Origin of the sequence: Paenibacillus radicis (ex Gao et al. 2016), assembly GCF_014641555.1 — a bacterium.
In the GTDB taxonomy this organism is placed as follows: Bacteria; Bacillota; Bacilli; order Paenibacillales; family Paenibacillaceae; genus Pristimantibacillus; species Pristimantibacillus radicis.
Genome location: NZ_BMHY01000024.1, coordinates 42,912 through 66,634 on the forward strand (window position 1 = coordinate 42,912; position 23,723 = coordinate 66,634).

A 23,723-nucleotide genomic window follows, 5' to 3' on the forward strand; every position below is an offset into this window, starting at 1 on the left:
TATTTATGACGTTGCTAGACTCAAACAACTTAAGCTTGAGCTTCTTTTTGTTCGCCGACTGCTTTAACCGCAAGCGCGAAGTTGCGAACTGGAGCTTGCAGAACGCTGAGGAGCATGGAGAGCAAGCCATCGCGGGACGGAAGTTCCGCCAACGCTTTGATTTGTTCATGTCCTACAACTTTACCTTCAACAACGCCGCCTTTAAGTTTCAAAGCGTCGTTCTTTTTAGCGAAATCGTTAAGGATTTTCGCTGGAGCGACTGCGTCGCCGTTGCTGAACGCGATGGCTGTAGGTCCAACCAAAATCTCGTTCAGTTCTGCCAATTCCGCAGCCTCAGTTGCGCGGCGAACGAGCGAGTTTTTCAATACTTGAAACTCGACACCAGCTTCACGCAGCTGTTTGCGAAGTTCGGTAACTTGCGCAACGTTCAATCCGCGATAATCGGCAACGACTGTGCTAGTGCTCTCGCGGAGCTTAGCCGAAATCGTCTCAACCGCTTGTTGTTTCTCTTGGATGATTTTTGCGTTTGCCAAACTGTACACCTCCTGTAATAGTTGTACATCCCGTTTACTACGACGAGCTTTCCCTGCCGCAAGGCAGAAGAAAAGCCTCCGCACGTACCAAGACTGCGAAGGCCATGAATGGTTCGTTAACGCGCTCAATCCGTTAGGGCAAGCTGCTTACAAACGCTTTATCATAACACCTCGGTAGGAAATTAAGCCCTGCGGCACCTACTGTCTACGGCATGCATATTCGAATTTAGTTCCGTTCTTCTTAGCGGTAAACCGCAGTGGAGACGCGAGCGCCTGGGCCCATTGTCGAAGAAACGGCGATGTTTTTCAGGTAAACCCCTTTAGATGCAGCCGGTTTTGCACGGTTCAGAGCATCAACCAATGCTTTGAGGTTCTCAGTGAGTTTCTCAGCATCGAAGGATACTTTACCGATTGGCGCATGGATTTGACCTGCTTTATCCAGACGATATTCGATTTTACCGGCTTTAATTTCTTGCACGGCTTTCGTCACGTCGAATGTTACCGTACCTGCTTTAGGGTTAGGCATGAGACCTTTACCACCCAGGATACGACCCAATTTACCAACTTCAGCCATCATGTCCGGCGTTGCTACGCAAACGTCGAATTCGAACCAGCCTTGTTGGATTTTGTTGATCATGTCTGCATCGCCTACGAAGTCAGCGCCAGCAGCTTCCGCTTCTTTTGCTTTTTCGCCTTTAGCGAATACGAGAACACGTTTAGTTTTACCAGTACCGTGCGGAAGTACAACGACGCCACGCACTGCTTGGTCTTGTTTCCGCGGGTCTACACCCAGACGGACAGCAACTTCAACGGATTCGTCGAATTTAGCTGTTGCAGCCTTTTTCACAAGCTCAATCGCTTGTTCCGGCTCGTAAGTTGCTTCGCTGTCAATCAGCTTAGCGGCTTCCAGATATTTCTTGCCATGTTTAGCCATTGTTATATCCTCCTTATGTGGTGTAGCGGAGCATCCTCCTAGGAATGATCCTCCCACTTGACATCAGGATTTTGGGAGACCCAAAATCACACGATATCCGCGACAATTAGTCGACGATTGTTACACCCATGCTGCGTGCAGTACCTTCAATCATAAGCATTGCTGCTTCGACGGAAGCTGCATTCAAGTCGGGCATTTTTTGCTCAGCGATTTCACGCACTTTATCGCGTTTAACCGTAGCAACTTTCTTCTTGTTTGGTTCGCCGGATCCTTTTTCGATACCTGCTGCTACGCGGAGCAATACTGCTGCCGGCGGAGTTTTAGTCTCGAACGTGAAGGAACGGTCCTCGAACACCGAAATAACTACCGGAATAATCAAACCAGCTTGATCTGCAGTACGAGCATTGAATTCTTTACAGAATGCCATGATGTTAACGCCTGCTTGACCAAGGGCTGGACCGATCGGCGGAGCCGGGTTCGCTTTACCTGCAGGAACCTGCAGTTTGACCATCTTGATGACCTTTTTTGCCATGACTTTTACACCTCCTTACTAGTAATTCCAAAAACAGAACATTTCCCGCGAAACCCGTTTCTTAAACTTTTTCCACTTGCGTGTAATCGAGTTCAAGCGGGGTTTCCCTGCCAAACATGTTAACATGCACCTTCAGCTTCGCCTTGTCGAGAAGAATCTCTTCTACTGTGCCGACAAAATCTGCGAAAGGACCTACTTTGACGCGCACGGTTTCTTTCAGCTCGAACTCGATCTTCGGCTTCGGCTCTTCCATACCCATATGCTTGAGAATTTGTTCCACTTCATCAGGCATGAGCGGAGTCGGCTTTGAACCGGATCCAGTCGATCCTACGAATCCCGTAACGCCCGGCGTATTGCGAACAACGTACCAGGAATCATCCGTTTGAACCATTTCCACCAGAACATATCCGGGGTAGACTTTACGCTGAACGATCTTTTTCTTACCGTCCTTCTCTACCACTTCATCTTCCATAGGAACGAGCACGCGGAAGATCTTGTCTTCCATGCCCATCGATTCAAGGCGGCGTTCCAAATTGGCTTTCACCTTGTTCTCATAACCGGCGTAAGTGTGTACGACGTACCATCTTTTTTCCATTCCAATCCACCTTTGGACCCTTCTTAAACAATCAGTTCAATTATCGACGAGATCCCGATGTCAAGAAGCCAAAAGTAAATCGTCACAGCCGTGATCGTCAAAAGTACTACGATCGAATAGCTTGTCAACTCTTTACGGTTTGGCCAGCGAACCTTCTTCAGTTCTGCCCAGCTGTCGGCAAAGAAACTAAACGTTGTTCCAAAGCTTTGCTTTAGTTTAGCCAAAAATGCCACGTTCACACCTCCATAGACTATCTCGTCTCGCGATGAGGAGTCTGCTCGTTACAGAACTTGCAAAACTTCTTCAACTCGATGCGGTCGGGGTGATTGCGTTTGTTCTTGCTGCTCGCATAGTTTCTCTGTTTGCAGTTTGTGCATGCCAACGTGATAATTACCCGCATTGAAGTACACCTCCCGAACTGCTACTAAATACTTTTTGTGATGAGATAGTAGCCTACCCCTCACGAGAATGCGGCCCCAACACGAAAAAAAACCTCACATTTAGGCCTACCTAAAACACTTTATCACACGGCATATTTGATGTCAACGATTAGATAGCTTCTCCATACGCTTCAGATAATGGAAAAGGCTTGCTTCGGGATCTCGTTCGTCCTATTAGTATAGTCCATATTATCCCTTTTAAAACCGAAAATAGCTGTCCTTCCGAATCGGTCATTGCCCGAACGGATAGACAGCCTACTCTCAAAAACTTTATATAAGAATGCCGTTGCCTGAGCTCGTCGATTCGGACAAAGCGAGGTTCACAATGCCAAACGGCTAACTGCTCAGATCCCTTACTTCCAAATAACGTTCAAGCTTGCGTTTCACCCGCTGCAAAGCATTGTCAATTGACTTCACATGCCTGTCCAAATCAACGGCGATTTCCTGATAGGACCTTCCGTCCAAATAGAGCATCAGCACCTTGCGTTCAAGGTCGCTCAAAATTTCGGACATCTTGTCTTCCAGACCGATAAATTCTTCCTGGTTGATTATCAATTCTTCCGGGTCGGACACTCTCGTCCCGCATATGACATCGAGCAGCGTACGGTCAGAGTCTTCGTCATAAATCGGCTTGTCGAGCGAGACGTACGAGTTGAGCGGGATATGCTTTTGCCGTGTAGCAGTCTTGATCGCCGTAATGATCTGCCGCGTAATACACAGTTCAGCAAAGGCCTTGAAGCTCGCGAGCTTGTCTCCCTTGAAATCGCGAATAGACTTATACAGTCCGATCATGCCTTCCTGCACAATATCTTCCCGATCCGCACCGATTAGAAAATAGGAACGCGCCTTGGCACGCACAAAGTTCTTGTATTTGTTTATCAAATATTCAAGAGCCAGGCTGTCGCCATTGCGGACCGCTTCGACGATGTCCTCGTCCGTACTGCAGTCATATTCGAGCGTACTCCATTCTTTGAGGTCGATGCTCACGAACTATCCCTCCGGCCTGCAAGGCGTACACCGCTAGATTCATAGAAAAGCTGTACTTCCTACCATAGTAAATATAGAGCCAGTATACATTATGTAACCTTACACCGTCAACAAATTTGCCCCGCGGGCGCCATCGATTTAATTGCAGAACTGTAACTTTGTTACAAAGGCGCCCGAACGGGGGACCAAACCTATTTCTCGCCCCGCCGCAGCCGCTCCAGCTTGCTCCGGACCTCTAGGCTCAAAATACCGTCAAGCGAGTTGCGCTTGCCCGGTTTCTCCTCGCGGAGCGTGTGCTCAATCTGCTTTCGGCTCTGCTGGACATCGATGAGCAGCTCTCGGGCCGACAGGCGCAACGCGCCTTTGCCGAAGGCGACATGCTGCTCAACGAGATCAGAGGTAGCGACGAACACGTTGCGGCGCTTGGAATAGAGTGCGACAACGAGCCTCTCAATGCACTCATCCGCTGTCTCCTTCTCCTTGGTGTAGACGATGTCCAGCTTGTGATGCTTATACTTAGCGCCAAGTCCGGGAACCTGATGCGCATCAAAAATGACGTAAATCTTCAATCCGGAGAAACCCTGGTAATCGGCCAACAGCGTCAGCAGCTTGTCCCGGGCTTCCTCCAGATTAATCTCTTTCAATCGCTCCAGCACTGGCCATGCGCCGATAATATTGTAACCGTCCACCAGCAAAATATCGTCGGGCCGGCTCATCCGCTACAGGCTCCGGCGCTGCCGGACCACTTCATACATCAATACACCGGCAGCAACCGAGGCATTCAGCGAGTTCAATTGTCCGAGCATCGGAAGCTTCACCAGAAAATCGCATTTCTCCTTAATCAGCCGGCCAATGCCTTTGCCTTCATTGCCGATAACGATAGCAAGGGGCAGATCAAACTTTGTCTTGTACACATCTTGCGGAGCGCTGAGATCCGTCCCGGCGATCCATACGCCTTCTTGCTTCAAACGGTCGATCGTTTGCGCCAGATTGGTTACTCGCGCTACAGGAACGTGCTCGGCAGCGCCAGCCGACGTCTTCAACACAGTAGCCGTCAAGCCCGCGGCACGGCGTTTCGGAATAATAACACCATGCACGCCCGTGCATTCCGCAGTACGCAGAATTGAACCCAGGTTATGCGGGTCCTCGATCTCATCCAGCAGCAAAATAAATGGCGTTTCACCGCGGCTGCGCGCCCGCTCCAGCAAATCTTCAATTTCAACATAAGCAAAAGCCGCGGCTTGCGCGACTACGCCCTGATGCTGAACCCCTTCCACCATGCTGTCCAGCTTGCGCTTGTCCACAAATTGAACGACGATGCCGTTCTTCTTCGCTTCCGCCACAATCGGCTGGGTCAAGCTCTTCTGAGCGCCCTCGGCGATCCATATCTTATTGATCTCCCGACCGGAGCGCAGTGCTTCCATTACGGGATGCTTGCCTGCGATCAGTTCTTCTTGGTTGTATGCTTCAGTCATGCTAATCCCCCTAATCCAATGCTTTTGCCGCGTCGACCGGAGCGATCGCGACCTCAAACAGCTCCTGCAATCGGGCTGTCCGTCCTTCGTAATACAAATAGCCGACCAGACATTCCAGCGCCGTCGCTTGACGGTAGTCGGCCGGGTCCGCGTTCTTCGGAGGCGCCCCTGATTTCGCATTCCGCCCACGCCGTACGATATCGGCTTCTTCCTCCGTAAGCAGCGGCTGCCAGCGTTCCAGCAGCTTCCGCTGCGCCTTGGCGGAGACCATGCTTGTCGCTTCGCGATGCAAATGATGCGGCTTATGATTCGGCAGCGACACCAGATATTGCCGGACCATAAGCTCGAACACGCCGTCTCCGACATACGCGAGTACGACAGGATTAATCAATTGCGGCTTCTTGGACGGCGAGTGGAACAGAAGCGAGGACCTGCCCCGCTCCAATTGTTCTACTTCTTCGACCGCTCTGCCATTGTCGTCGTTCAACATGAATATTCCTCCGTTCGGTCTTCCGCTCTCGCCCCGCTTACAGCCGGCGCCAACGGATCCCTTGTGGAGTATCTTCCAGCGCAATGCCTTTCGCAGTCAGAAGATCGCGAATTTCATCGGCTCTTGCCCAGTTTTTCGATTTGCGCGCTTCTGTGCGGTCTACAATCAACTGCTCGATCTCCGTATCCAGAAGCTCATCGTCAGCAGCCTGCTGCGGCAGCAAGCCCAGCACGGCGTCCATTTGCTCCAGTGTCTTCAGCAGCGCCGCAAGCCCCTCTGCGGATGCATCCGCGCGGTTCATGTATTGGTTAGCTTCCGTGACCAGCTCGAATACGGCTGTAATCGCGTCGGGCGTGCTGAAGTCATCGCCCATCTTCGCTTCAAACTGCTCGCGGATCGCCGCCAGCTTGCCGTCCAATTCGGAAGGCGCAGCTTCAGCCGCTTCTGCACCCAGTGCGGACAAGCGATGCTTCAGGTTCGAAGCGCAGTTCACGATGCGCTCGACGCTTTTCTCCGCTTGCTCAATCGTATCGTCGCTGAAGTTCAGCGGACTGCGGTAATGCGTTGCCAGCATGAAATAACGAATGGCGTTTGGCTTCACCCGCTTCACAAGCTCGTGGACTGCAATACCGTTGCCCAGTGATTTGGACATTTTCTCATTATTAATATGGACATAACCGTTATGCATCCAATAGTTGGACAACGGATGGCCCGTCAACGCTTCGGACTGCGCCACTTCGCACTCATGGTGAGGGAATTGCAGGTCATGTCCGCCGCCGTGAATGTCGAGCGTGTTCCCCAGGTAGGTTCGCGCCATCGCCGAGCATTCGATATGCCAGCCTGGGCGTCCTGCTCCCCAAGGGCTCTCCCAATTGATCTCTCCCGGCTTCGCGCCTTTCCACAGAACGAAGTCCTGCGGATTTTCCTTACGGTCGCCGATTTCAATCCGGATGCCGAACTGCAGCTCCTCCAGATTCTGATGCGACAGCTTGCCGTAATCCTCGAACTTGGAGGTGCGGAAATAAACGTCGCCCTCGCTCGTATAAGCGTAGCCCTTGTCGACCAGCTCTTGAATAAACGCGACAATCTCCGGGATATGCTGCGTTACCCGGGGATTCATCGAAGCCTTGTGAACGCCAAGCGACTCCAAGTCCTCGTTAAAGGCGTTAATGAATTTCTCCGCAACTTCCGGTACGGTAGAGCCCAGCTGCTCAGCTTTACGAATCAGCTTGTCGTCCACATCCGTGAAGTTCACGATGTAATTGACTTCATAGCCTGCATACTCCAAGTAGCGGCGAACGACATCAAAAAAGATGACCGGACGCGCGTTGCCGATATGAATATAATCGTATACGGTCGGACCGCATACATACATTTTCACCTTGCCGGGCTCTTGCGATACGAACGCTTCCTTGGAACGGGTCAGCGTATTGTAAATATGAACTGTCATTTTCTCAAATCTCCTCCAGCAACGGGCTCCCTAAGCTTCTCCAGCTCGGATTTCAGGCCGTCGATTTCCTTCTGCATTTCGCGGAACATCTCGATGACGGGATCGGGCAGCTGCTTATGATCCAGCCGGTCCCCGACGCGCTCTCCGTTCCGTTTCACGATGCGCCCCGGATTGCCGACAACTGTGCTGTTGTCCGGCACCTCGCGAAGTACGACCGCATTCGAACCTATATTTGAATTATCGCCTACCTTAAACGAACCTAATACCTTCGCGCCTGAACCAATAACGACGCTATTGCCGATGGTAGGGTGCCGCTTGCCTTTCTCTTTGCCTGTACCGCCAAGCGTAACCCCCTGGTAGATGACGACGTCGTCGCCAAGCTCACAAGTTTCCCCGATTACGACCCCCATGCCATGATCGATGAACAGCCGGCTGCCAATTGTCGCGCCGGGATGAATCTCAATGCCCGTCATAAAACGGCTGAACTGCGATATGATACGCGCCACCGTATACCATTTGTTCCGATAAAGCGAATGGGCAATTCGATGCGCCCATATCGCATGCAAGCCGGAGTAGGTAAAAACAACCTCGAAACGGCTTCGCGCCGCCGGATCATTTTCGAATACCGCATTTATGTCTGAATGAAAATGGCGAAACATCCCTCTCTACCTCCCCCAGCCCTCACAACACGCTCTAGCGCTTTGCGAACCATAACAGTATCGAACGGCGAACATATAAAAAAGCCTCTGCAGCATCGGTGCCGATGCTGCAGAGGCGTGCATATCGCGTACGCGGTTCCACTCTGCTTGGACTCGTACCGCGTTCCCGCTTCCCGGTCGTATCACCCAAAGGGGTGACTCTCCCGCAAAAGCCGCAGCCGGCTGTCCGTCTTAGAGCCCTTAACGCAGGCTTACGTTGCTGCCTACCCCGCTTCCCCTCCATCATGTGATGGCTGGCAACCGGATCGGAACAAAGCTCCCAGGTGCATATTTCCGCTTGGGGACTAGACAACTCGCAGCCTGCAATGCGCCATGCCGGAATGAACCGGCAACGGGCCTCATTGACCGTTGTCCTCTCTGCAAATCCTGCCTTGCGTACTTCTCCTGTTCATCGCTTATCGTTTCATCGAATTGTTATGGTAGTACCAGTATACTCAATCGTCAAAAAAGTGACAAGGAAATTTGTACAGCTGCTATTAGCGCGCCAAACGGCCTTGCAGTCTGCCGATCACTTTATCTTTGCCCAGCAGGACGATCGATTGGTTCAGGTCAGGACCATGTGTCTGCCCGGTGATCGCCGCGCGGATCGGCATGAAGAGCTGCTTGCCCTTAAAGCCCGTTTCCTTCTGAACGGCTTTGATCATCTCTTTCACACCGTCGGCTTCAAACGGCTTCTCTCCGGCTTCTACCTGAGCAAGAAAAGCTGCCAGTACAGTCGGAACCTGCTCCTCGGCCAGCACAGCAGCGGCTTCCTCCTCGTCCTCTACCGTTTCACGGAAGAACAGCTCCGTGAGCGGCACGATTTCCGAGGCATAGCGAATCTTGTCCTGATACAGCTTAACGAGCGCATCTACCCACTCGCGGCCTTCTGCATTCAGCTCGGCTTCTACGCGGCCAGCCTTTTGCAGATGCGGGAGGCATAGATCGACGAGACGCGGCAGTTCGGTTTTTTTCACATATTCATTGTTCATCCACGTCAGCTTATTCGTATCAAATACAGCCGGGCTCTTGCTGAGACGGTCAGCGTTGAAAACCTCAACCAGCTGCTCGCGGGTGAAGATTTCCTGTTCGCCCTCTGGCGACCAGCCAAGCAAAGCGATAAAGTTGAACAACGCCTCCGGCAAATAGCCAAGACCGTCATATTGCTCGATGAACTGAATAATCGATTCATCGCGTTTGCTGAGCTTTTTGCGGTTCTCGTTGACGATGAGCGTCATATGGCCGAAGCGCGGCGCTTCCCAGCCGAACGCTTCATAGATCATCAATTGGCGCGGCGTATTGGAAATATGATCCTCGCCGCGAAGCACATGGCTGATACGCATCAAGTAATCGTCAAGCACAACAGCGAAGTTATAAGTCGGGATGCCGTCTTTCTTGACGATGACGAAATCTCCCATCTCAGCCGTATCAAAGCTGATCGTGCCTTTGACCATATCGTCAAACGCAAAGGTGCGGTTCTCCGGTACACGGAAACGGATGCTCGCTACGCGGCCTTCCGCCTCGAATGCTTGGCGCTGCTCCTCCGTCAGCTCGCGGTGGCGGCCCGAATAACGCGGCGTCTCGCCGCGGCCGATCTGCTCCTCGCGCTCCTGCTCCAGCTCAGCTTCTGTGCAATAGCAGCGGTAAGCCAGGCCGCGGTCCAGCAGGTCCTGCCAATATTCTTTATAGATATCCAGTCTCTCGGTCTGACGATAAGGGCCATAGCCGCCGCCGATATCGACGCTCTCGTCCCAATCCATGCCGAGCCATTTCAAGTAAGTAAGCTGGCTTTCTTCTCCGCCTGCTACATTCCGTTTCACATCGGTATCCTCGATGCGAACGATAAATTTGCCGCCTTGACTGCGTGCGAATAAATAATTGAATAATGCCGTTCTGGCGTTGCCGATATGTAAATGGCCTGTCGGCGAAGGCGCATACCGTACGCGGACTTCCTGTGTCATGTGAAAAACCCCTCTCTTGAACTATGCTGCTCTATTGTACCAGAAAAATAGATGAAACGATTTGCTCCAGCCATTCAGCCGATTGGTTAAGCTTTAATCAGACAGACGATTGATTGTGCGGCGATTCCTTCGCCACGGCCCGTGAAGCCGAGCTGCTCCGTCGTCGTCGCTTTTACATTAATTTGCGAAAGATCAGCTTCCAGCGCCCGTGCGATAATTTCCGCCATTTGCGGAATGTATGGCGCCATTTTCGGCTTTTGCGCGATAATGGTGGAATCGGCATTGCCAAGCTTGTAGCCGCGCTCCTTCGCCAGCTCCCATACCCGCTCCAGCAGCTTCAAGCTGTCTGCATCCTTGAATGCCTCATCTGTATCGGGAAAATGCTTGCCGATATCGCCGAGCCCCAGCGCTCCCAGCACCGCATCGGTGATGGCGTGAAGCAGTACATCTGCATCGGAGTGACCCAGCAGCCCCTTCTCATAAGGAATTGTAACGCCGCCAATGATACACGGCCGTCCTTCCGTCAATTGATGCACGTCAAAGCCTTGTCCTACTCGAATCATCTTTAATTTCCCCTCTCCCGCTTCTCTAGCAAAAACTCCGCCCAAGGCAAATCCTCAGGCGTCGTAATTTTAATATTCGTATAATCGCCCTCTGCGATCGTAACGGCAGCGCCCGTCCACTCGACGACCATCGCGTCATCGGTGCCCAAATACCCTTCGGCTTGCGCACGCTCATGCGCCGCAACGAGCAATTCACGACGAAAAGCTTGCGGCGTTTGAATCGCCCACAAGCTTCGGCGGTCAGGCGTAGAGACGATCAACCCCGTCTCGTCCACCTGCTTAATCGTATCCTTCACTGGTACGGCGAGCACCGCCGCTCCGACCCGCTCTGCCGCAGCGCAGCAAGCGCGAACCGCTTCCGGCGTGACTAACGGCCGAACACCGTCATGCACCATGACCCATTCCGCAGCCGGAGACAGCGCCGCAATACCCGCGTAGACCGAGTGCTGCCTTTCGCCGCCGCCGGAGACAACTGCCGAGATCTTGTCCAGCTTATGCTCGCTAACGAGCCGGCTGCACCGCTCCACATCATCTCCGCCAACGACCAGCGCGACCTCTGCGATCTCCTCCATCGACTGAAACAGCTCCAGCGTATGAATAAGTATCGGTTTGCCCCGCAGCGGCAAATACTGTTTGCTCTCCGCCGTCCCCATACGCGAACCTCGTCCGGCTGCGACGACGACGACTCCCCACTTGTTCATGCTTCCTACTCTCCCTAATATAGCGACAAACTGATTATTACTACTATACAGGGTTAGAGCGCTTTTTCCAACAGCTTCGGCTTCGCGAAAATCATTCGGCCGGCAGAAGTCTGAAGCACGCTGGTGACCAGAACCTCCATCGTCGTGCCGATATAATCGCGTCCGCCTTCAACCACGATCATCGTTCCGTCATCCAAATAAGCAACGCCTTGTCCATGCTCCTTGCCGTCTTTAATAACTTGTACGATAATTTCTTCTCCCGGAAGCACGACCGGCTTAACCGCGTTCGCCAAATCATTAATATTGAGCACCGACACGCCTTGCAGCTCGCATACTTTGTTCAGGTTGAAATCATTCGTCACGACTTTGCCGTGCAGCGCTTTCGCCAGCTTCACCAATTTGCTGTCCACCTCGCTTATTTCTTCAAAATCCCCTTCATAGATCAGAACTCGAACATCAAGCTCCTTTTGGATTTTGTTCAAAATATCAAGTCCTCGCCGTCCGCGGTTGCGCTTGAGCAGATCGGAAGAATCCGCGATATGCTGCAGCTCCTCCAGCACGAACTCCGGAATAACGAGCGTGCCTTCGATAAAGCCCGTTTTGCAAATATCGGCGATTCGCCCGTCGATGATGACGCTCGTGTCCAATATTTTATGCTCCTCAAAGCCGCTAGTCTCATCCGGTACGGGAGCCGCTTTGCGCTGCTCCAGCACCGCTGCAGCCGCTGCCGCCAGCTCCTCTTTCTTATGCCATGCGATACGAAGCCCCAAGTAGCCGAAGCAAAGCGACATCGCCGCCGGCAGCAGAATGCCGGGTCCTCCAAGGTCCGATACCGCCGGGTACAGCAGTACGGAGAGCAATAAGCCGGCCAGTAAACCGCCCGCTCCTGCGAGCAGATCCGAAACCGGCAGTGCTGCCGTCTTCTCGGCTCCATTTTGCAGCAACCGGATCAGCTTGCCTGCAACCATGGTAGCGATAATAAGACCTGCAATGGCTCCTAGCGCCACATTCATGTAATAAGAGCTTGAACGCTGCAGCATACCGAAAGAAGGCTCCGACCAGAGCGCCGTTCCATTTGTCCAGCCATGTACCTCGCTTCCGGCCATTGCGCCAAACAGCACGCCGATAATTTGAATTATTTTTTTGACCATCATTCCCACCTCCATTACAATTATGTTCCAATTTTGGACGACCTAACCGTCATGGTGAATGATTTTTAATTTTGAAAAGATTGCTGGCTAGGCTTATAATGGAAGTAGTGATAACTTCTGTAGAAGCTGATGAAAGAGGTGGAACTGATGAGCGCTCCAACGTTGGATCAATTTCAGCAACAAGTATCGGAATTACTGCTGCGGCATCGCAGCCTGCTAGACGTCATGTCCAAATTCGGTCAATCCGGCGCTTCCGTCAATCGTGCAGTATCGAAAGCGGTTACCGATTGCGGCTGTATCGAATTAAATGCCCGCAAGCAGCAGTACTCAGACGAGCTTAACCTCGAAAATGCCAAATCGACGCTTCAAAGCCATCTTTCCGGACAAGTATGCGAGAATTGCCGCGACGCCCTCAAAAACGATCTCGGGCGCAACTTGTTCTATATGACCGCCATGTGCAATCTGCTGGATATTGAGCTTAGTGAAGTCATTGCCGACGAATACGACAAATGCTCGACACTTGGACTGTTTAATCTCACTTGAATATAGCAAAAAAACAGCGTTCTCCTTCAACCAAGGAGAACGCTGTTTTCAATATGAGCGTCTATGCGTCTATGCCTGTTCCGTCTCTGCCTTTACAGACGCAGTTGCGGATTTAGTCGCAGACGAAGCGGGGGCCGTTTCAGTTGCAGTCGTTTCAGTTGCAGTTGCAGTTGCAGTTGAAGCCGTCTCCGCATGTGCTTCTGCTTCAAGCAACCGCTCACGCTTTTGGCGCATTTTTTTGCGTATGAATAAGAAGATGACGATAAGCGGAACGCCAATTGCGAAAATATATAGAGATACATCCTTTACCATACCTTCGGCAGAACGTCCGTAAAAATAGAACAAAGCACCTACGGCGTAAAATTTCACAGCTCTTCCGACGGCTGCGTATAACATCAAACGCCATAACGGAAATTTGAGCGAGCCGGAAAGAATCGTGAACACTTTAAAGGGGATGGGAGTAAAGGAACCGATCATAATGGCAGCCTCGCCATTTTTCTGAAACAAGGCGGTCGCTTTGTCGACCCATTCTTTTTTCAGAATTTTGTACAGAACCGTAGCGCCCAGCGATCTCCCGATATAGTAACCGATAGGAGAACCAAGCAAACAGGCGACGAAACCCGCAGTTGCAAGCCAAAGGGCATTAGAGGGATCAACTAGACTGAGAGGAATTTGCAGAAACAATGCCGGTACCGGAAATATGATAGCATCAATAAAGGAGTGGATAAAAAGGCCAAGTGCTCCGAATTCCATTAAATAATCTATAAAATCTTGAATCATATAAGGCCTCTCTTCTGCTTGACGAGAACAAATTCTCTCGAACATCGGTATGCGTACAACATACAGTATACGACATTACCAGTATGAAGTTTCAATTTTTTTATTGGAATTAAAATTTCATTCGTCAATATGCCGAAACTCCTAGCTTTTATACAAGAAAAAAGCTGCTCGAAAGTCGGGCGACGACCTTCAAACAGCTTTGCTTCTTTCATTCCATACTATGCCGACGTATCGGACTGTACAGGTTCCTCTGTCCCGATTGCTTCGGGATGGCGTTTGCGAAACCGGCGCTTTAGCCGCCGATCAACGTTTTTTTTTAACCCGTACAGCGCATATAACAGCAACGGCAGGAAAAGAATTTTCGATAACTGGTGAGGCAGCAGTATGCCTAACACGACCGCAATCGCCACAACGACAGGAATAACCCAAATCGCGCTCCGCGGAATACCGATTTTTTTGAAATTTGGATACTTCACGGTACTCACCATTAACAAGGACAGCACAAGCGTGCTTCCCAGCAGAATCGTGACGGAAATATCATTCTTGAACAAAGCCATCGTCGCCAGTACGCCTCCCGCAGCCGGAATCGGCAAGCCGATAAAATAGCCGGGTGCACAAGAGACGACATTAAATCGTGCAAGCCGCAAAGCTCCGCAAATCGGGAACAACGCGGTAATGATCCATGCTACCGTTGGATTTAGATTCTGAAACGCGACCACATACATTATAAAAGCCGGCGCTACGCCGAACGAGATCACATCAGACAACGAATCGAGCTCTTTGCCGAATTCGCTTTGTACATTCAATGCCCGAGCTACGCGGCCATCCACGCCGTCCAACAGCATGGCGATAATGACCATCATGGCGGCATGTTCAGGCTTTTCATTAAACACAAGAATAATGGCGACTATTCCGAGGAATAGGTTCCCCACCGTGAGAAGGCTCGGTATCGACTTTGTGATCATCTGTTCCACCTCTTCTCTACTATGCCCTAAAACTGATTACTGATGTATCGTCTATGTGACTTCAAGCACAAACAGATCGACACGCATTCTAACCATTGTATGAGATTTAAATTTGTCTGTCAATGAACATCTGCTCTTGAATCCGTTTCAGGCCATCTTTAATCGCTCTCGCCCGAACCTCGCCAATGCCGTCCACTTCATCTAATTCCTCGATTGTAGCCATTAGAACATGCGGCAGGCGGCCGAAGCGCTCGATCAAATTGTTCATGATCATCAGCGGCAGACGCGGGATGCGATTAAGCAGCCTGAATCCGCGCGGAGATACGGCTTCCTCCACCATGGAGCCAGCATTCGGGTAACCAAGAAGGCGGATAATCGGCTGGGCATCCAGCAGCTCATCGGAGCTGAGCTTCTTCAACGCGATGCGCAGCTCACGGATTTTGTCGTCGGCATGATCCTTCGCATAATCCTTAAGCAAATACCAAGCTTCTTCATCAACGCCGTCCACCAGCTCTTCCAGCTGCATGGCAATGAGACGTCCCTCTATGCCCAGTTCGGTCACATAGCGCTTGATTTCCATCTTAACGCGCAGCACCATCTCCACACGCTGAACGACATGAGCGACTTCCTGAAGCGTCACCAGCTCCTCGAATTCAAGCGCAGACAGGTTTGTCAGGGATTGGTTAAGCACCACCCGGTATTTCTCCAGCGTCTGGATCGCTTGATTCGCCTTCGTTAGAATAACGCCCATCTCCTTAAGGGAGTAGCGTAAATTACCTTGGTACAGCGTAATGATATTGCGGCGCTGCGAAATGGAAACGACCAGCTTGCCGGTCTGCTTCGCAACCCGCTCCGCCGTGCGGTGCCGAATGCCGGTCTCCGTCGAAGGGATCGAGCTGTTCGGAATCAGCTGTGTGTTGGCATACAAAATGCGGCGCATATCTTCGCTTAAAATGATTGCCCCGTCCATTTTTGCAAGCTCATATAAGTAGTTTGGCGAGAAATCACAATTGATGGAAAAGCCGCCGTCCACGACTTCCATGACTTCAGGGCTGTAGCCAACAACGAGCAACGCGCCGGTTTTCGCCCGCAGTACATTTTCCAGCCCTTCGCGGAACGGGGTGCCGGGTGCGACTAACTGCAACAACTGATTCATTATGTCTTGCTGACTTGGTTCTTTCATCGTATGCCCCCTATCCAAGTGCTGCCTTAAGTGCTTCCGATACGGTATTGACTCCAATAATCTCGATGCCCTCAGGTGCCTTCCAGCCTTTCAGGCTTTTTTCCGGCATAATAACCCTCTTGAAACCGAGCTTCTCCGCTTCCTTCACTCGCTGCTCCGCCCGTGACACAGCCCGAACTTCACCGGTCAAACCTACTTCGCCGAAAATAACGTCGTAAGGCTTCGTAGGCGCATCTCGGAAACTGGAGGCAAGCGATACCGCAGCTGCCAAATCGACAGCCGGTTCATCAAGCTTGACGCCGCCGGCTACGTTTAAGTACGCATCCTGCGTCTGAAGGAACATGCCGATGCGTTTCTCCAGCACGGCAATAATAAGCGCCATCCGGTTATGGTCGATGCCCGTAGACATGCGCCGGGGCGACGGAAAATTCGTCGTCGCTACCAGTGCCTGCAGCTCAACGAGTACCGGCCGCGTTCCTTCCATACTGGCAACGACGGTAGAGCCGGATACGCCAAGCGGGCGCTCGGATAGAAACAGCTCTGACGGATTGGCAACCTCGCGCAGCCCTTCCTCGCCCATTTCGAATATTCCGATTTCATTCGTCGAGCCGAAACGGTTTTTCACCGCCCTCAGCAGCCGGTAGGTATGATGCCGCTCGCCTTCGAAATAGAGCACGCAATCGACCATATGCTCCAGCAAGCGGGGACCGGCAATCGCGCCTTCCTTCGTAACGTGCCCGACAAGCACCGTTGCAATGCCTTTGATTTTGGCTACTCGCATAAAGTGCGCTGTACATTCCCTTACCTGGGCAACGCTGCCCGGCGCCGATTGTACATTCGGATCATACACCGTCTGAATAGAGTCGATGACGAGAAAGTCGGGTGCGATCGTTTCAATGGCATCGTTAATATGGTCCATATTCGTTTCGCACAGCACATAGAGCATTTCCGTCAATGCGCCGAGGCGATCCGCCCGCAGTCTTGTCTGGCGAACCGATTCCTCTCCGGAAATATAGAGCACCTTCAGACCCTTAACCGCCATAGCATGCGACGTTTGCAGAAGCAGTGTCGATTTGCCGATGCCAGGATCTCCGCCAACCAATATAAGCGAGCCCGGAACGACGCCTCCGCCCAGTACGCGGTTCAACTCTTGCATCCTTGTTTCAATACGCGGTTCTTGCCCGCTTTCTATATGTATGATGGATTGTGCCTTTTCTTTCGTATGAACCATCCGAAGACCAACACCCTGTGTCTTCACAACGGTCTCCTTCTCCTCGACCATTGTATTCCAAGCGTGGCAGCCAGGGCATTTGCCCAGCCATTTCGGTGATTCGGTGCCGCAATCCGTACATACGAACTTCGATTTTATTTTTGCCATGATAGGCTCCTTTTAACATACGCTTTCATTCAAAGTTTACCATTTAATCCCGAGCGTATAAACCCCTGTGCCTATGAAAAAAAATGCGCCCCTTCCGTTTCCGGAAGAAGCGCATTGTATTCAAGCTATTATTTGGCTGCCGGTTCCTCAGAAACGGCTTCCTTCTCAACGTCGGCCGAACGGGTAACGGTCAAAGCGCCGTCCTTCTCGTCGATCGTAAATGTGTCGCCTTTGCTGATTTTGCCCATCAGCAGATCTTCGGACAACCGGTCCTCAATATGCTTCTGAATCGCACGGCGCAGCGGACGCGCACCGTATTGCGGATCGAAGCCTTCCTTCGCGAGGAATGCTTTCGCAGCATCGGTGAGTACGAAATCCACCTCTTGCTCGCGCAGACGCTTGCGAAGATCGTCGGACATGAGCGTTACGATCTGAGCGATATGCTCTTGCTCCAGCGAGTGGAACACGATCGTTTCGTCGATCCGGTTCAGGAACTCCGGACGGAAGCTTTTCTTCAGCTCAGCCATTACTTTGTCTTTCATTTGTGCAAAGTCGCGGCCGGCATCATGTACCGCTGTGAAGCCAAGCGACGAATTGCGTTTAATTTGATCGGCGCCAACGTTCGACGTCATAATGATCAGCGTATTGCGGAAGTCAACGACCCGACCTTTGGAATCGGTCAAGCGTCCATCCTCCAGCACCTGCAGCAGAATGTTGAATACTTCCGGATGCGCCTTCTCAATCTCATCAAGCAGGACAACGGAATACGGCTTGCGGCGAACCTTCTCGGTCAATTGGCCGCCTTCCTCATAGCCGACATAGCCCGGAGGCGCGCCGACGAGGCGTGAAGTGGAATGCTTCTCCATATATTCCGACATATCAATGCGGATGACCGCATTCTCGTCTCCGAACATCGCTTCCGCGAGAGCGCGGGCCAGCTCGGTTTTACCAACACCCGTTGGACCCAAGAAGATGAAGGAGCCCATCGGACGCTTCGGATCTTTCAAGCCTGCGCGAGCACGGCGGATTGCTCTTGATACCGCTTTGACCGCTTCGTCTTGACCGATAACACGATCATGAAGCAGAGCTTCCATATTAAGCAGACGCTGAGTTTCTTCCTCTGCGAGCTTGCTGACCGGAATGCCGGTCCAGCTTGCCACGACTTGTGCGATATCTTCAGGCGTAACCTCGGAATCAGTACGGCCTTGTTTTTCTTTCCATTGGTTTTTCGTTACGTCCAGCTCTTCGCGAATCTTCTGCTCCGTATCTCGCAAGGCAGCAGCCTTTTCGAACTCTTGGCTTTGTACCGCTGCGTCCTTCTCCTTGCGGATATCCTCGAGACGATTCTCAAGCTGCTTCAGATTCGGCGGTACCGTGTATGAATTCAACCGGACTTTAGAGCCCGCCTCATCGATAAGGTCAATCGCTTTATCCGGCAGGAACCGGTCGGTAATGTAGCGATCCGACAGTTTGACTGCTTGAACGATCGCTTCATCGGTAATTTTAACCCGGTGATGCGCTTCGTAACGGTCGCGCAGCCCCATCAGAATTTGAACCGCTTCTTCCGGCGACGGCTGATCTACTGTAATCGGTTGGAAACGGCGCTCCAGCGCTGCGTCCTTCTCGATATATTTGCGGTATTCATCCAGCGTCGTTGCGCCGATGCATTGCAGTTCGCCGCGGGCCAGAGCCGGTTTCAAAATGTTGGAGGCGTCAATCGCGCCTTCTGCGCCGCCAGCTCCGATGAGTGTATGCAGCTCGTCAATGAAGAGGATGATGTTGCCGGCTTGCCGGATTTCATCCATAATCTTTTTCAGTCGATCCTCGAACTCGCCACGATATTTCGTACCGGCAACGACAGAGCCCATATCGAGCGTCATGACGCGTTTGTCGCGCAGTGTCTCAGGAATTTCATTGGCGATAATTTTTTGTGCCAAGCCTTCTGCGATGGCTGTTTTACCAACGCCCGGCTCACCGATGAGTACCGGATTGTTTTTCGTCCGGCGGCTGAGCACTTGAATCACGCGCTCGATTTCCTTGCTGCGGCCAATAACAGGATCCAGGTTGCCTTCCTTCGCGTAAGCCGTCAGATCGCGTGCCAGACCATCGAGTGTTGGCGTGCTGACATTAGAAGGGGCACCGTGATTACTGGATACCGCTTCGCTGCTTCCTAGAAGCTGCAGCACTTGCTGGCGGGCTTTGTTCAGGCTGATGCCCAGATTGTTGAGCACCCGCGCCGCCACGCCTTCACCTTCACGAATGAGGCCGAGAAGAATATGCTCGGTGCCGACATAAGTATGGCCAAGCTTTCTCGCTTCATCCATTGAAAGCTCAATTACTTTTTTCGCACGAGGCGTGTAGGCGATGTTCGTCGGCTGTTCTTGTCCGCGGCCGATTAACGCTTCTACCTCATCCTGTATTTTTTCAAGTCCAAGGCCAAGACCGATCAAAGCTTTCGCTGCGATGCCTTCGCCTTCTCTAATCAGGCCAAGTAATATATGTTCCGTACCAATATTGTTGTGTCCAAGACGAACCGCTTCCTCCTGTGCCAGTGCCAGCACCTTCTGTGCCCGTTCCGTAAATCGTCCAAACATCATATTCACGCACCCCCATGCTCGGTTTGACTCCGCAATTGCTTGCGGATTAATTCAGCCCGCCTGTAGTCCCGCTGTTCAGCGCTCATTTTCTCGTTGAACGCCTGCTGCAGGAAGCCCGGCTGTGTCATTACGATTAATTCATTCATGATTTGCGGCGAGACATCATCCAGCAACCCTAGATCAACTCCAAGTCTAACGTCCGACAAACGCTGCGCCGACTCCTTAGAGTCAATCACAGCTGCGTAAGACAGGATGCCGTAAGAACGCTTAACGCGATCTTCAATTCGCAGACGCGATTCCGACATTAGTCTTGAACGGGCCGCCTTCTCGTGTTCGATAATCTGCTTGGCTACGCCGTGCAAATTATCGATGATCTCAGTCTCGGATTGCCCCAGCGTAATTTGATTCGAAATTTGAAACAAATTGCCGAGTGCCTCGCTGCCTTCCCCATAAAGCCCTCTTACGGCTAAACCCACTTGCGTTACCGCAGATAAAATTCGGTTAATCTGCTGCGTCAGCACAAGTGCCGGCAAATGCATCATGACCGAAGCTCTTATTCCAGTACCGACATTCGTCGGACAGCTTGTTAAATAACCCTTCTTTTCATCAAAAGCGTAATCCGTTTCATCTTCGAAGACGTCATCAATGCGATTCGCGTGCTTCCAAGCTTCTTTAATTTGAAAACCTGGATATAAACATTGAATGCGAAGATGATCCTCTTCGTTAATCATTATGCTGACGGATTCATTATCGCTTAAAATAACCGCTCCGCCCCGCGATTCATTCGCCAGGTTCGGACTGATCAAATGCTTCTCAACCAGCACTCGCCTCTCCAGTTCATTAAGCTCGGACAGTACGATCGTCTCGAACTTGCCGATTGGCTTCAGCTTGCCTGAATTCGCAACTTCCGTCAGCTGTTCCATCACTTCGACCAGTTGATCGTTGGTCGCCAGCATCGGAAACGGCTTGTGACGCAAATTGCGGGCGATGCGGATTCGGCTGCTTATGACGATATCGGATTCGGGGCCGTCCCCTTTCATCCAATCGCTAACCGCCTGTTGTGAGAAACGACGTTTCGTCAAGAGGAACCCTCCTTCATGCGGCCTTGCCCTTACTTGATGCTTTTATTGTTTTGTTGCTTTGATGGCTAGAGATCTACTATTTTACGCTCAAGCTCGCGAATGCGATCACGAAGCTCAGCTGCACTTTCAAATTCTTCGCGTTCAATATGGCCCTGCATTTCTCCACGCAGCTGTTCGATTTCGCGTTTGTACTGGATTTGACTTCCGGTACGCTTCGGTATTTTACCGCTATGCACCGTATTGCCATGTACTCGCTTCAGGAGCGGATCGAGCCTGTCGGCAAAATGCCGGTAGCAGGAGCTGCACCCAAATCTTCCGAGCTTGCTGAACTGCGTATACGTTAAGCCGCATTCTTCGCACCGCAGCGCTTGCTGCTGTTTTAAGCTTGCACTGCTTGCTGAGCCGGAGGGATCGAAGTCAAGCAATCCTGATAGCAGGTTGTGGATCGAAAATCCATTCACCGCTCCGGGGATACTGTCTCCTCTTTCTCTGGCGCATGCTTCGCAAATGTGAAATTCAGTTTTCTCACCGTTAACGATCTTCGTAAAATGAAGCGTTGCCGGCCTATTGCCGCATTCTTGGCAAATCAAGCCGAAATCCCTCCTCTCCTATCACAACGAACGCAATTTCAAGCGCGTGATGTGAAAGCATCAACGGTCACTGTCCGTCGTATGACGGTCCAGATTACCGTTTAGCTTCGAAATAAAAGCAATGCGTTACGGCTTTGCTTCTATGGCGTGTTACTTGACGAGAAGTGATATCAGCATGGCCCGCAGCAAGCGTGCCCTGATTTCGTCCCGCAACGGCAGTTTCACGGCAATTGTCTCGCGATCCACTGCTGCGCGGAGCAGATTGCCTTCCCGCTTTGTAATGAGACCTGCTTCTTCAAGCTGATAAATCAATCCTTCTGCTGCACTCTGTTCGACGCAATCACCAATCGTATCATGGATATGGAATTGAATCGTCTTGAGTGCCGGAAGGTCTACCCGTTGAATCCGGATATAACCGCCGCCTCCCCGTTTGCTTTCAACCATGTAGCCTTTCTCCAGCGTAAACCGGGTACTGATTACATAATTGATCTGAGAAGGTACACAGGAGAACCGGTCTGCCAGCTCGTTTCGTTGGATCTCAACAGCGCCCTCTGGACTATCCTGCAGCATATGCTTCAAGTATTGCTCGATGAGATCGGAAATGTTACGCAAATCACCAACCTCCCAGTAATGCTTTGGAGCCTTTAGAGCAGTGCTTTTATAGGGCTCCGACTGACTTTGACTTTCTTTGACTTTAACTTTATTATACGCAAAAAAAGTCAAAGGTCAAGTGATGGATTTGCAATTTTCTGACGATTGTCAGCTGCTTAGTCAAAACGCCCGTAATACCTATCTTGATGCGCTTTACAGTTATTTATACCCCAAATCCAAATGGATGACACGGATATGTTCAGCATGAGGCGTGAAAGCGGGTTAGCAACATTTCACAGGATGGTCCATTGTGATAAAAATCGAGTTAGTTGATGAAACGGAGGAGTAGCTATAGATGAAGGTTTATTTAACGGGACAATCAATGTTTCTCTCTGAGACGAACAGTCGTATGAATGCCAATCTAGATGCCCACTTTATCTTCATTGTTATGAACAGACTGTGGAGAACATAAGGATAAGCCTGCCCTTGAAGTTATGCACATGTGATTATCGAAATGTCACGGTTCATCAACATTTTCTCGTTTTAACTTATTCACTGTGAATAAGTTAAACGCGCAAGTTGTGCAAGGTGCGTTGGGGAAAATGTGTACAAGCTGTGTGTACGATTGAGGGAGGCGTACACAGGGGGAGCGGGCTGCCGGGTTATTGTGAGTAAATGAGGGAGATGTGCTGGGCACAGCTTGCAATACACCAGGTGGAGTGAGGATGTACCCTGTTGGTATATGGTAGTGCAGCACGGAGCAACTAAACAACAATGCCGCAAATTACAGCGAGTATAAGATACGTCCAGAATGGTGCTTTCAATGTTATAACTGTGCAGCAGGTGGTGCGTATGCAATGCAATGCGTATGCAATTGAGCTCCTTCAAATAGAGAGAAATGCAAGAAGCGCCGGTATTCCAGTACACACGTCCAGCTCAGTGCGGGAACAAGTCCTTCGTTTTACTTCCATTGTGAGAGTGAATGAGTGAGTATATAGCCCTGATCGAATACTTTGTTCAAAAGCTAAAAGCTGTTCATCAGCAAACGATTTAATATGTGTGTAATTATGTGCGTACGTTCAAATTAACTCCAAACACTATACACTGTGTATAATAAACGCAGGTAATTATCATTAACATCATCCAGCGGCCTATGGTGCAGCAGCTACTATAATGCGTTAGCATTTATAATTCCTTCACTTCGATAAAATGCAAAAAACATTTTGGATGATATAAAAAAGCTGTTACGGCTCGTTATTTATCCACAATTAATAAGAGCACATAAGCACAAGTTACTTAAGCGACTTCGAGCTATAAAAGGCTCTAGGACACCATCTGCAACGTCACACCGTACTCTAGGAGCTACACGCCATACAAGAGCAGCTTCTGTTGTAATTGTTATCCTTGCTAAACAGGTAAAGGGCTCGCACAACAAAAAACCTGCCGCAAACATGCGGCAGGCTTCTCGTGCTTGGCGACGTCCTACTCTCCCAGGACCCTGCGG

General features: G+C 51.1%; 26 protein-coding genes and 1 other annotated feature. Of the genes, 1 reads left to right on the top strand and 25 read right to left on the bottom strand.

Features of this window, described 5'->3' with window-relative positions:
• Positions 1-29: 29 nt before the first annotated feature.
• From rplJ to IEX98_RS28550, 17 genes are all read right to left on the bottom strand, one after another.
• On the bottom strand, positions 30-533 hold the full coding sequence (gene rplJ, locus IEX98_RS28470) for a 50S ribosomal protein L10 (RefSeq protein WP_188893052.1): 504 nt from the start codon (positions 531-533) through the stop codon (positions 30-32).
• A gap of 59 nt (positions 534-592) precedes the next feature.
• Positions 593-762: a sequence feature (ribosomal protein L10 leader region), on the bottom strand.
• Between the two features lie 12 nt (positions 763-774).
• Complete coding sequence (rplA, locus tag IEX98_RS28475) at positions 775-1,467, bottom strand: 50S ribosomal protein L1 (RefSeq protein WP_188893053.1); 693 nt, start codon at positions 1,465-1,467, stop codon at positions 775-777.
• A 106-nt stretch (positions 1,468-1,573) separates the two neighbouring features.
• Positions 1,574-1,999: a 50S ribosomal protein L11 gene (gene rplK / locus IEX98_RS28480; protein ID WP_188893054.1), complete on the bottom strand. Its 426-nt coding sequence runs from the start codon at positions 1,997-1,999 to the stop codon at positions 1,574-1,576.
• 61 nt (positions 2,000-2,060) lie between these two features.
• The gene (gene nusG / locus IEX98_RS28485) at positions 2,061-2,594 is read right to left on the bottom strand and encodes a transcription termination/antitermination protein NusG (protein WP_188893055.1); all 534 of its coding nucleotides are present in this window, start codon (positions 2,592-2,594) and stop codon (positions 2,061-2,063) included.
• Positions 2,595-2,617: 23 nt separating this feature from the next.
• Positions 2,618-2,827: a preprotein translocase subunit SecE gene (gene secE, locus IEX98_RS28490; protein ID WP_042171479.1), complete on the bottom strand. Its 210-nt coding sequence runs from the start codon at positions 2,825-2,827 to the stop codon at positions 2,618-2,620.
• A 17-nt stretch (positions 2,828-2,844) separates the two neighbouring features.
• Positions 2,845-2,994, bottom strand: coding sequence for a 50S ribosomal protein L33 (gene rpmG / locus IEX98_RS28495; RefSeq protein WP_015847242.1), 150 nt, complete (start codon positions 2,992-2,994; stop codon positions 2,845-2,847).
• Between the two features lie 376 nt (positions 2,995-3,370).
• Positions 3,371-4,021 carry an RNA polymerase sporulation sigma factor SigH gene (sigH, locus tag IEX98_RS28500; protein ID WP_042171481.1) on the bottom strand — a complete coding sequence of 217 codons (651 nt, stop codon included), beginning with the start codon at positions 4,019-4,021 and terminating at the stop codon, positions 3,371-3,373.
• A gap of 191 nt (positions 4,022-4,212) precedes the next feature.
• Positions 4,213-4,737 (bottom strand): NYN domain-containing protein, encoded by a 525-nt coding sequence (locus IEX98_RS28505; protein ID WP_188893056.1) that lies wholly within the window; start codon positions 4,735-4,737, stop codon positions 4,213-4,215.
• A gap of 3 nt (positions 4,738-4,740) precedes the next feature.
• Positions 4,741-5,496 carry a 23S rRNA (guanosine(2251)-2'-O)-methyltransferase RlmB gene (rlmB, locus tag IEX98_RS28510; RefSeq protein WP_188893057.1) on the bottom strand — a complete coding sequence of 252 codons (756 nt, stop codon included), beginning with the start codon at positions 5,494-5,496 and terminating at the stop codon, positions 4,741-4,743.
• 10 nt (positions 5,497-5,506) lie between these two features.
• Positions 5,507-5,986 (bottom strand): Mini-ribonuclease 3, encoded by a 480-nt coding sequence (locus IEX98_RS28515; protein WP_188893058.1) that lies wholly within the window; start codon positions 5,984-5,986, stop codon positions 5,507-5,509.
• A gap of 37 nt (positions 5,987-6,023) precedes the next feature.
• Entirely contained in the window at positions 6,024-7,436 is a 1,413-nt protein-coding gene (cysS, locus tag IEX98_RS28520) for a cysteine--tRNA ligase (RefSeq protein WP_188893059.1), read from the bottom strand.
• Complete coding sequence (gene cysE / locus IEX98_RS28525; protein WP_188893060.1) at positions 7,433-8,095, bottom strand: serine O-acetyltransferase; 663 nt, start codon at positions 8,093-8,095, stop codon at positions 7,433-7,435. Before cysE ends, cysS begins: the two co-directional genes overlap by 4 nt.
• A gap of 34 nt (positions 8,096-8,129) precedes the next feature.
• Positions 8,130-8,285 (bottom strand): hypothetical protein, encoded by a 156-nt coding sequence (locus IEX98_RS28530; protein ID WP_188893061.1) that lies wholly within the window; start codon positions 8,283-8,285, stop codon positions 8,130-8,132.
• Positions 8,286-8,631: 346 nt separating this feature from the next.
• Entirely contained in the window at positions 8,632-10,095 is a 1,464-nt protein-coding gene (gltX, locus tag IEX98_RS28535; RefSeq protein ID WP_188893062.1) for a glutamate--tRNA ligase, read from the bottom strand.
• A gap of 86 nt (positions 10,096-10,181) precedes the next feature.
• Positions 10,182-10,658 (bottom strand): 2-C-methyl-D-erythritol 2,4-cyclodiphosphate synthase, encoded by a 477-nt coding sequence (ispF, locus tag IEX98_RS28540; RefSeq protein ID WP_188893063.1) that lies wholly within the window; start codon positions 10,656-10,658, stop codon positions 10,182-10,184.
• A gap of 2 nt (positions 10,659-10,660) precedes the next feature.
• Entirely contained in the window at positions 10,661-11,359 is a 699-nt protein-coding gene (ispD, locus tag IEX98_RS28545; protein ID WP_188893064.1) for a 2-C-methyl-D-erythritol 4-phosphate cytidylyltransferase, read from the bottom strand.
• Between the two features lie 53 nt (positions 11,360-11,412).
• Positions 11,413-12,510, bottom strand: a complete 1,098-nt coding sequence (locus tag IEX98_RS28550) for a PIN/TRAM domain-containing protein (protein ID WP_188893065.1) — start codon at positions 12,508-12,510, stop codon at positions 11,413-11,415.
• A gap of 147 nt (positions 12,511-12,657) precedes the next feature.
• On the opposite strand from IEX98_RS28550, the gene IEX98_RS28555 reads away from it, so the two are divergent.
• Complete coding sequence (locus IEX98_RS28555; protein ID WP_042171500.1) at positions 12,658-13,053, top strand: hypothetical protein; 396 nt, start codon at positions 12,658-12,660, stop codon at positions 13,051-13,053.
• 69 nt (positions 13,054-13,122) lie between these two features.
• Here the strand turns inward: IEX98_RS28555 and IEX98_RS28560 are convergent, their stop codons facing one another.
• The 8 genes from IEX98_RS28560 to IEX98_RS28595 all read right to left on the bottom strand — a co-directional run bounded on the left by IEX98_RS28560 (position 13,123) and on the right by IEX98_RS28595 (position 22,240).
• Complete coding sequence (locus IEX98_RS28560) at positions 13,123-13,833, bottom strand: YqaA family protein (protein ID WP_188893066.1); 711 nt, start codon at positions 13,831-13,833, stop codon at positions 13,123-13,125.
• A gap of 218 nt (positions 13,834-14,051) precedes the next feature.
• Positions 14,052-14,798: a CDP-diacylglycerol--serine O-phosphatidyltransferase gene (pssA, locus tag IEX98_RS28565; protein WP_188893067.1), complete on the bottom strand. Its 747-nt coding sequence runs from the start codon at positions 14,796-14,798 to the stop codon at positions 14,052-14,054.
• Positions 14,799-14,904: 106 nt separating this feature from the next.
• Positions 14,905-15,981, bottom strand: a complete 1,077-nt coding sequence (gene disA, locus IEX98_RS28570) for a DNA integrity scanning diadenylate cyclase DisA (RefSeq protein ID WP_188893068.1) — start codon at positions 15,979-15,981, stop codon at positions 14,905-14,907.
• 10 nt (positions 15,982-15,991) lie between these two features.
• The gene (radA, locus tag IEX98_RS28575) at positions 15,992-17,359 is read right to left on the bottom strand and encodes a DNA repair protein RadA (protein WP_188893069.1); all 1,368 of its coding nucleotides are present in this window, start codon (positions 17,357-17,359) and stop codon (positions 15,992-15,994) included.
• 128 nt (positions 17,360-17,487) lie between these two features.
• Positions 17,488-19,956, bottom strand: a complete 2,469-nt coding sequence (gene clpC, locus IEX98_RS28580; RefSeq protein ID WP_188893070.1) for an ATP-dependent protease ATP-binding subunit ClpC — start codon at positions 19,954-19,956, stop codon at positions 17,488-17,490.
• A gap of 2 nt (positions 19,957-19,958) precedes the next feature.
• On the bottom strand, positions 19,959-21,038 hold the full coding sequence (locus IEX98_RS28585; protein WP_188893071.1) for a protein arginine kinase: 1,080 nt from the start codon (positions 21,036-21,038) through the stop codon (positions 19,959-19,961).
• Positions 21,039-21,103: 65 nt separating this feature from the next.
• On the bottom strand, positions 21,104-21,628 hold the full coding sequence (locus IEX98_RS28590) for a UvrB/UvrC motif-containing protein (RefSeq protein ID WP_188893072.1): 525 nt from the start codon (positions 21,626-21,628) through the stop codon (positions 21,104-21,106).
• A 150-nt stretch (positions 21,629-21,778) separates the two neighbouring features.
• Positions 21,779-22,240 carry a CtsR family transcriptional regulator gene (locus tag IEX98_RS28595; protein ID WP_042171519.1) on the bottom strand — a complete coding sequence of 154 codons (462 nt, stop codon included), beginning with the start codon at positions 22,238-22,240 and terminating at the stop codon, positions 21,779-21,781.
• Between the last annotated feature and the right edge of the window lie 1,483 nt (positions 22,241-23,723).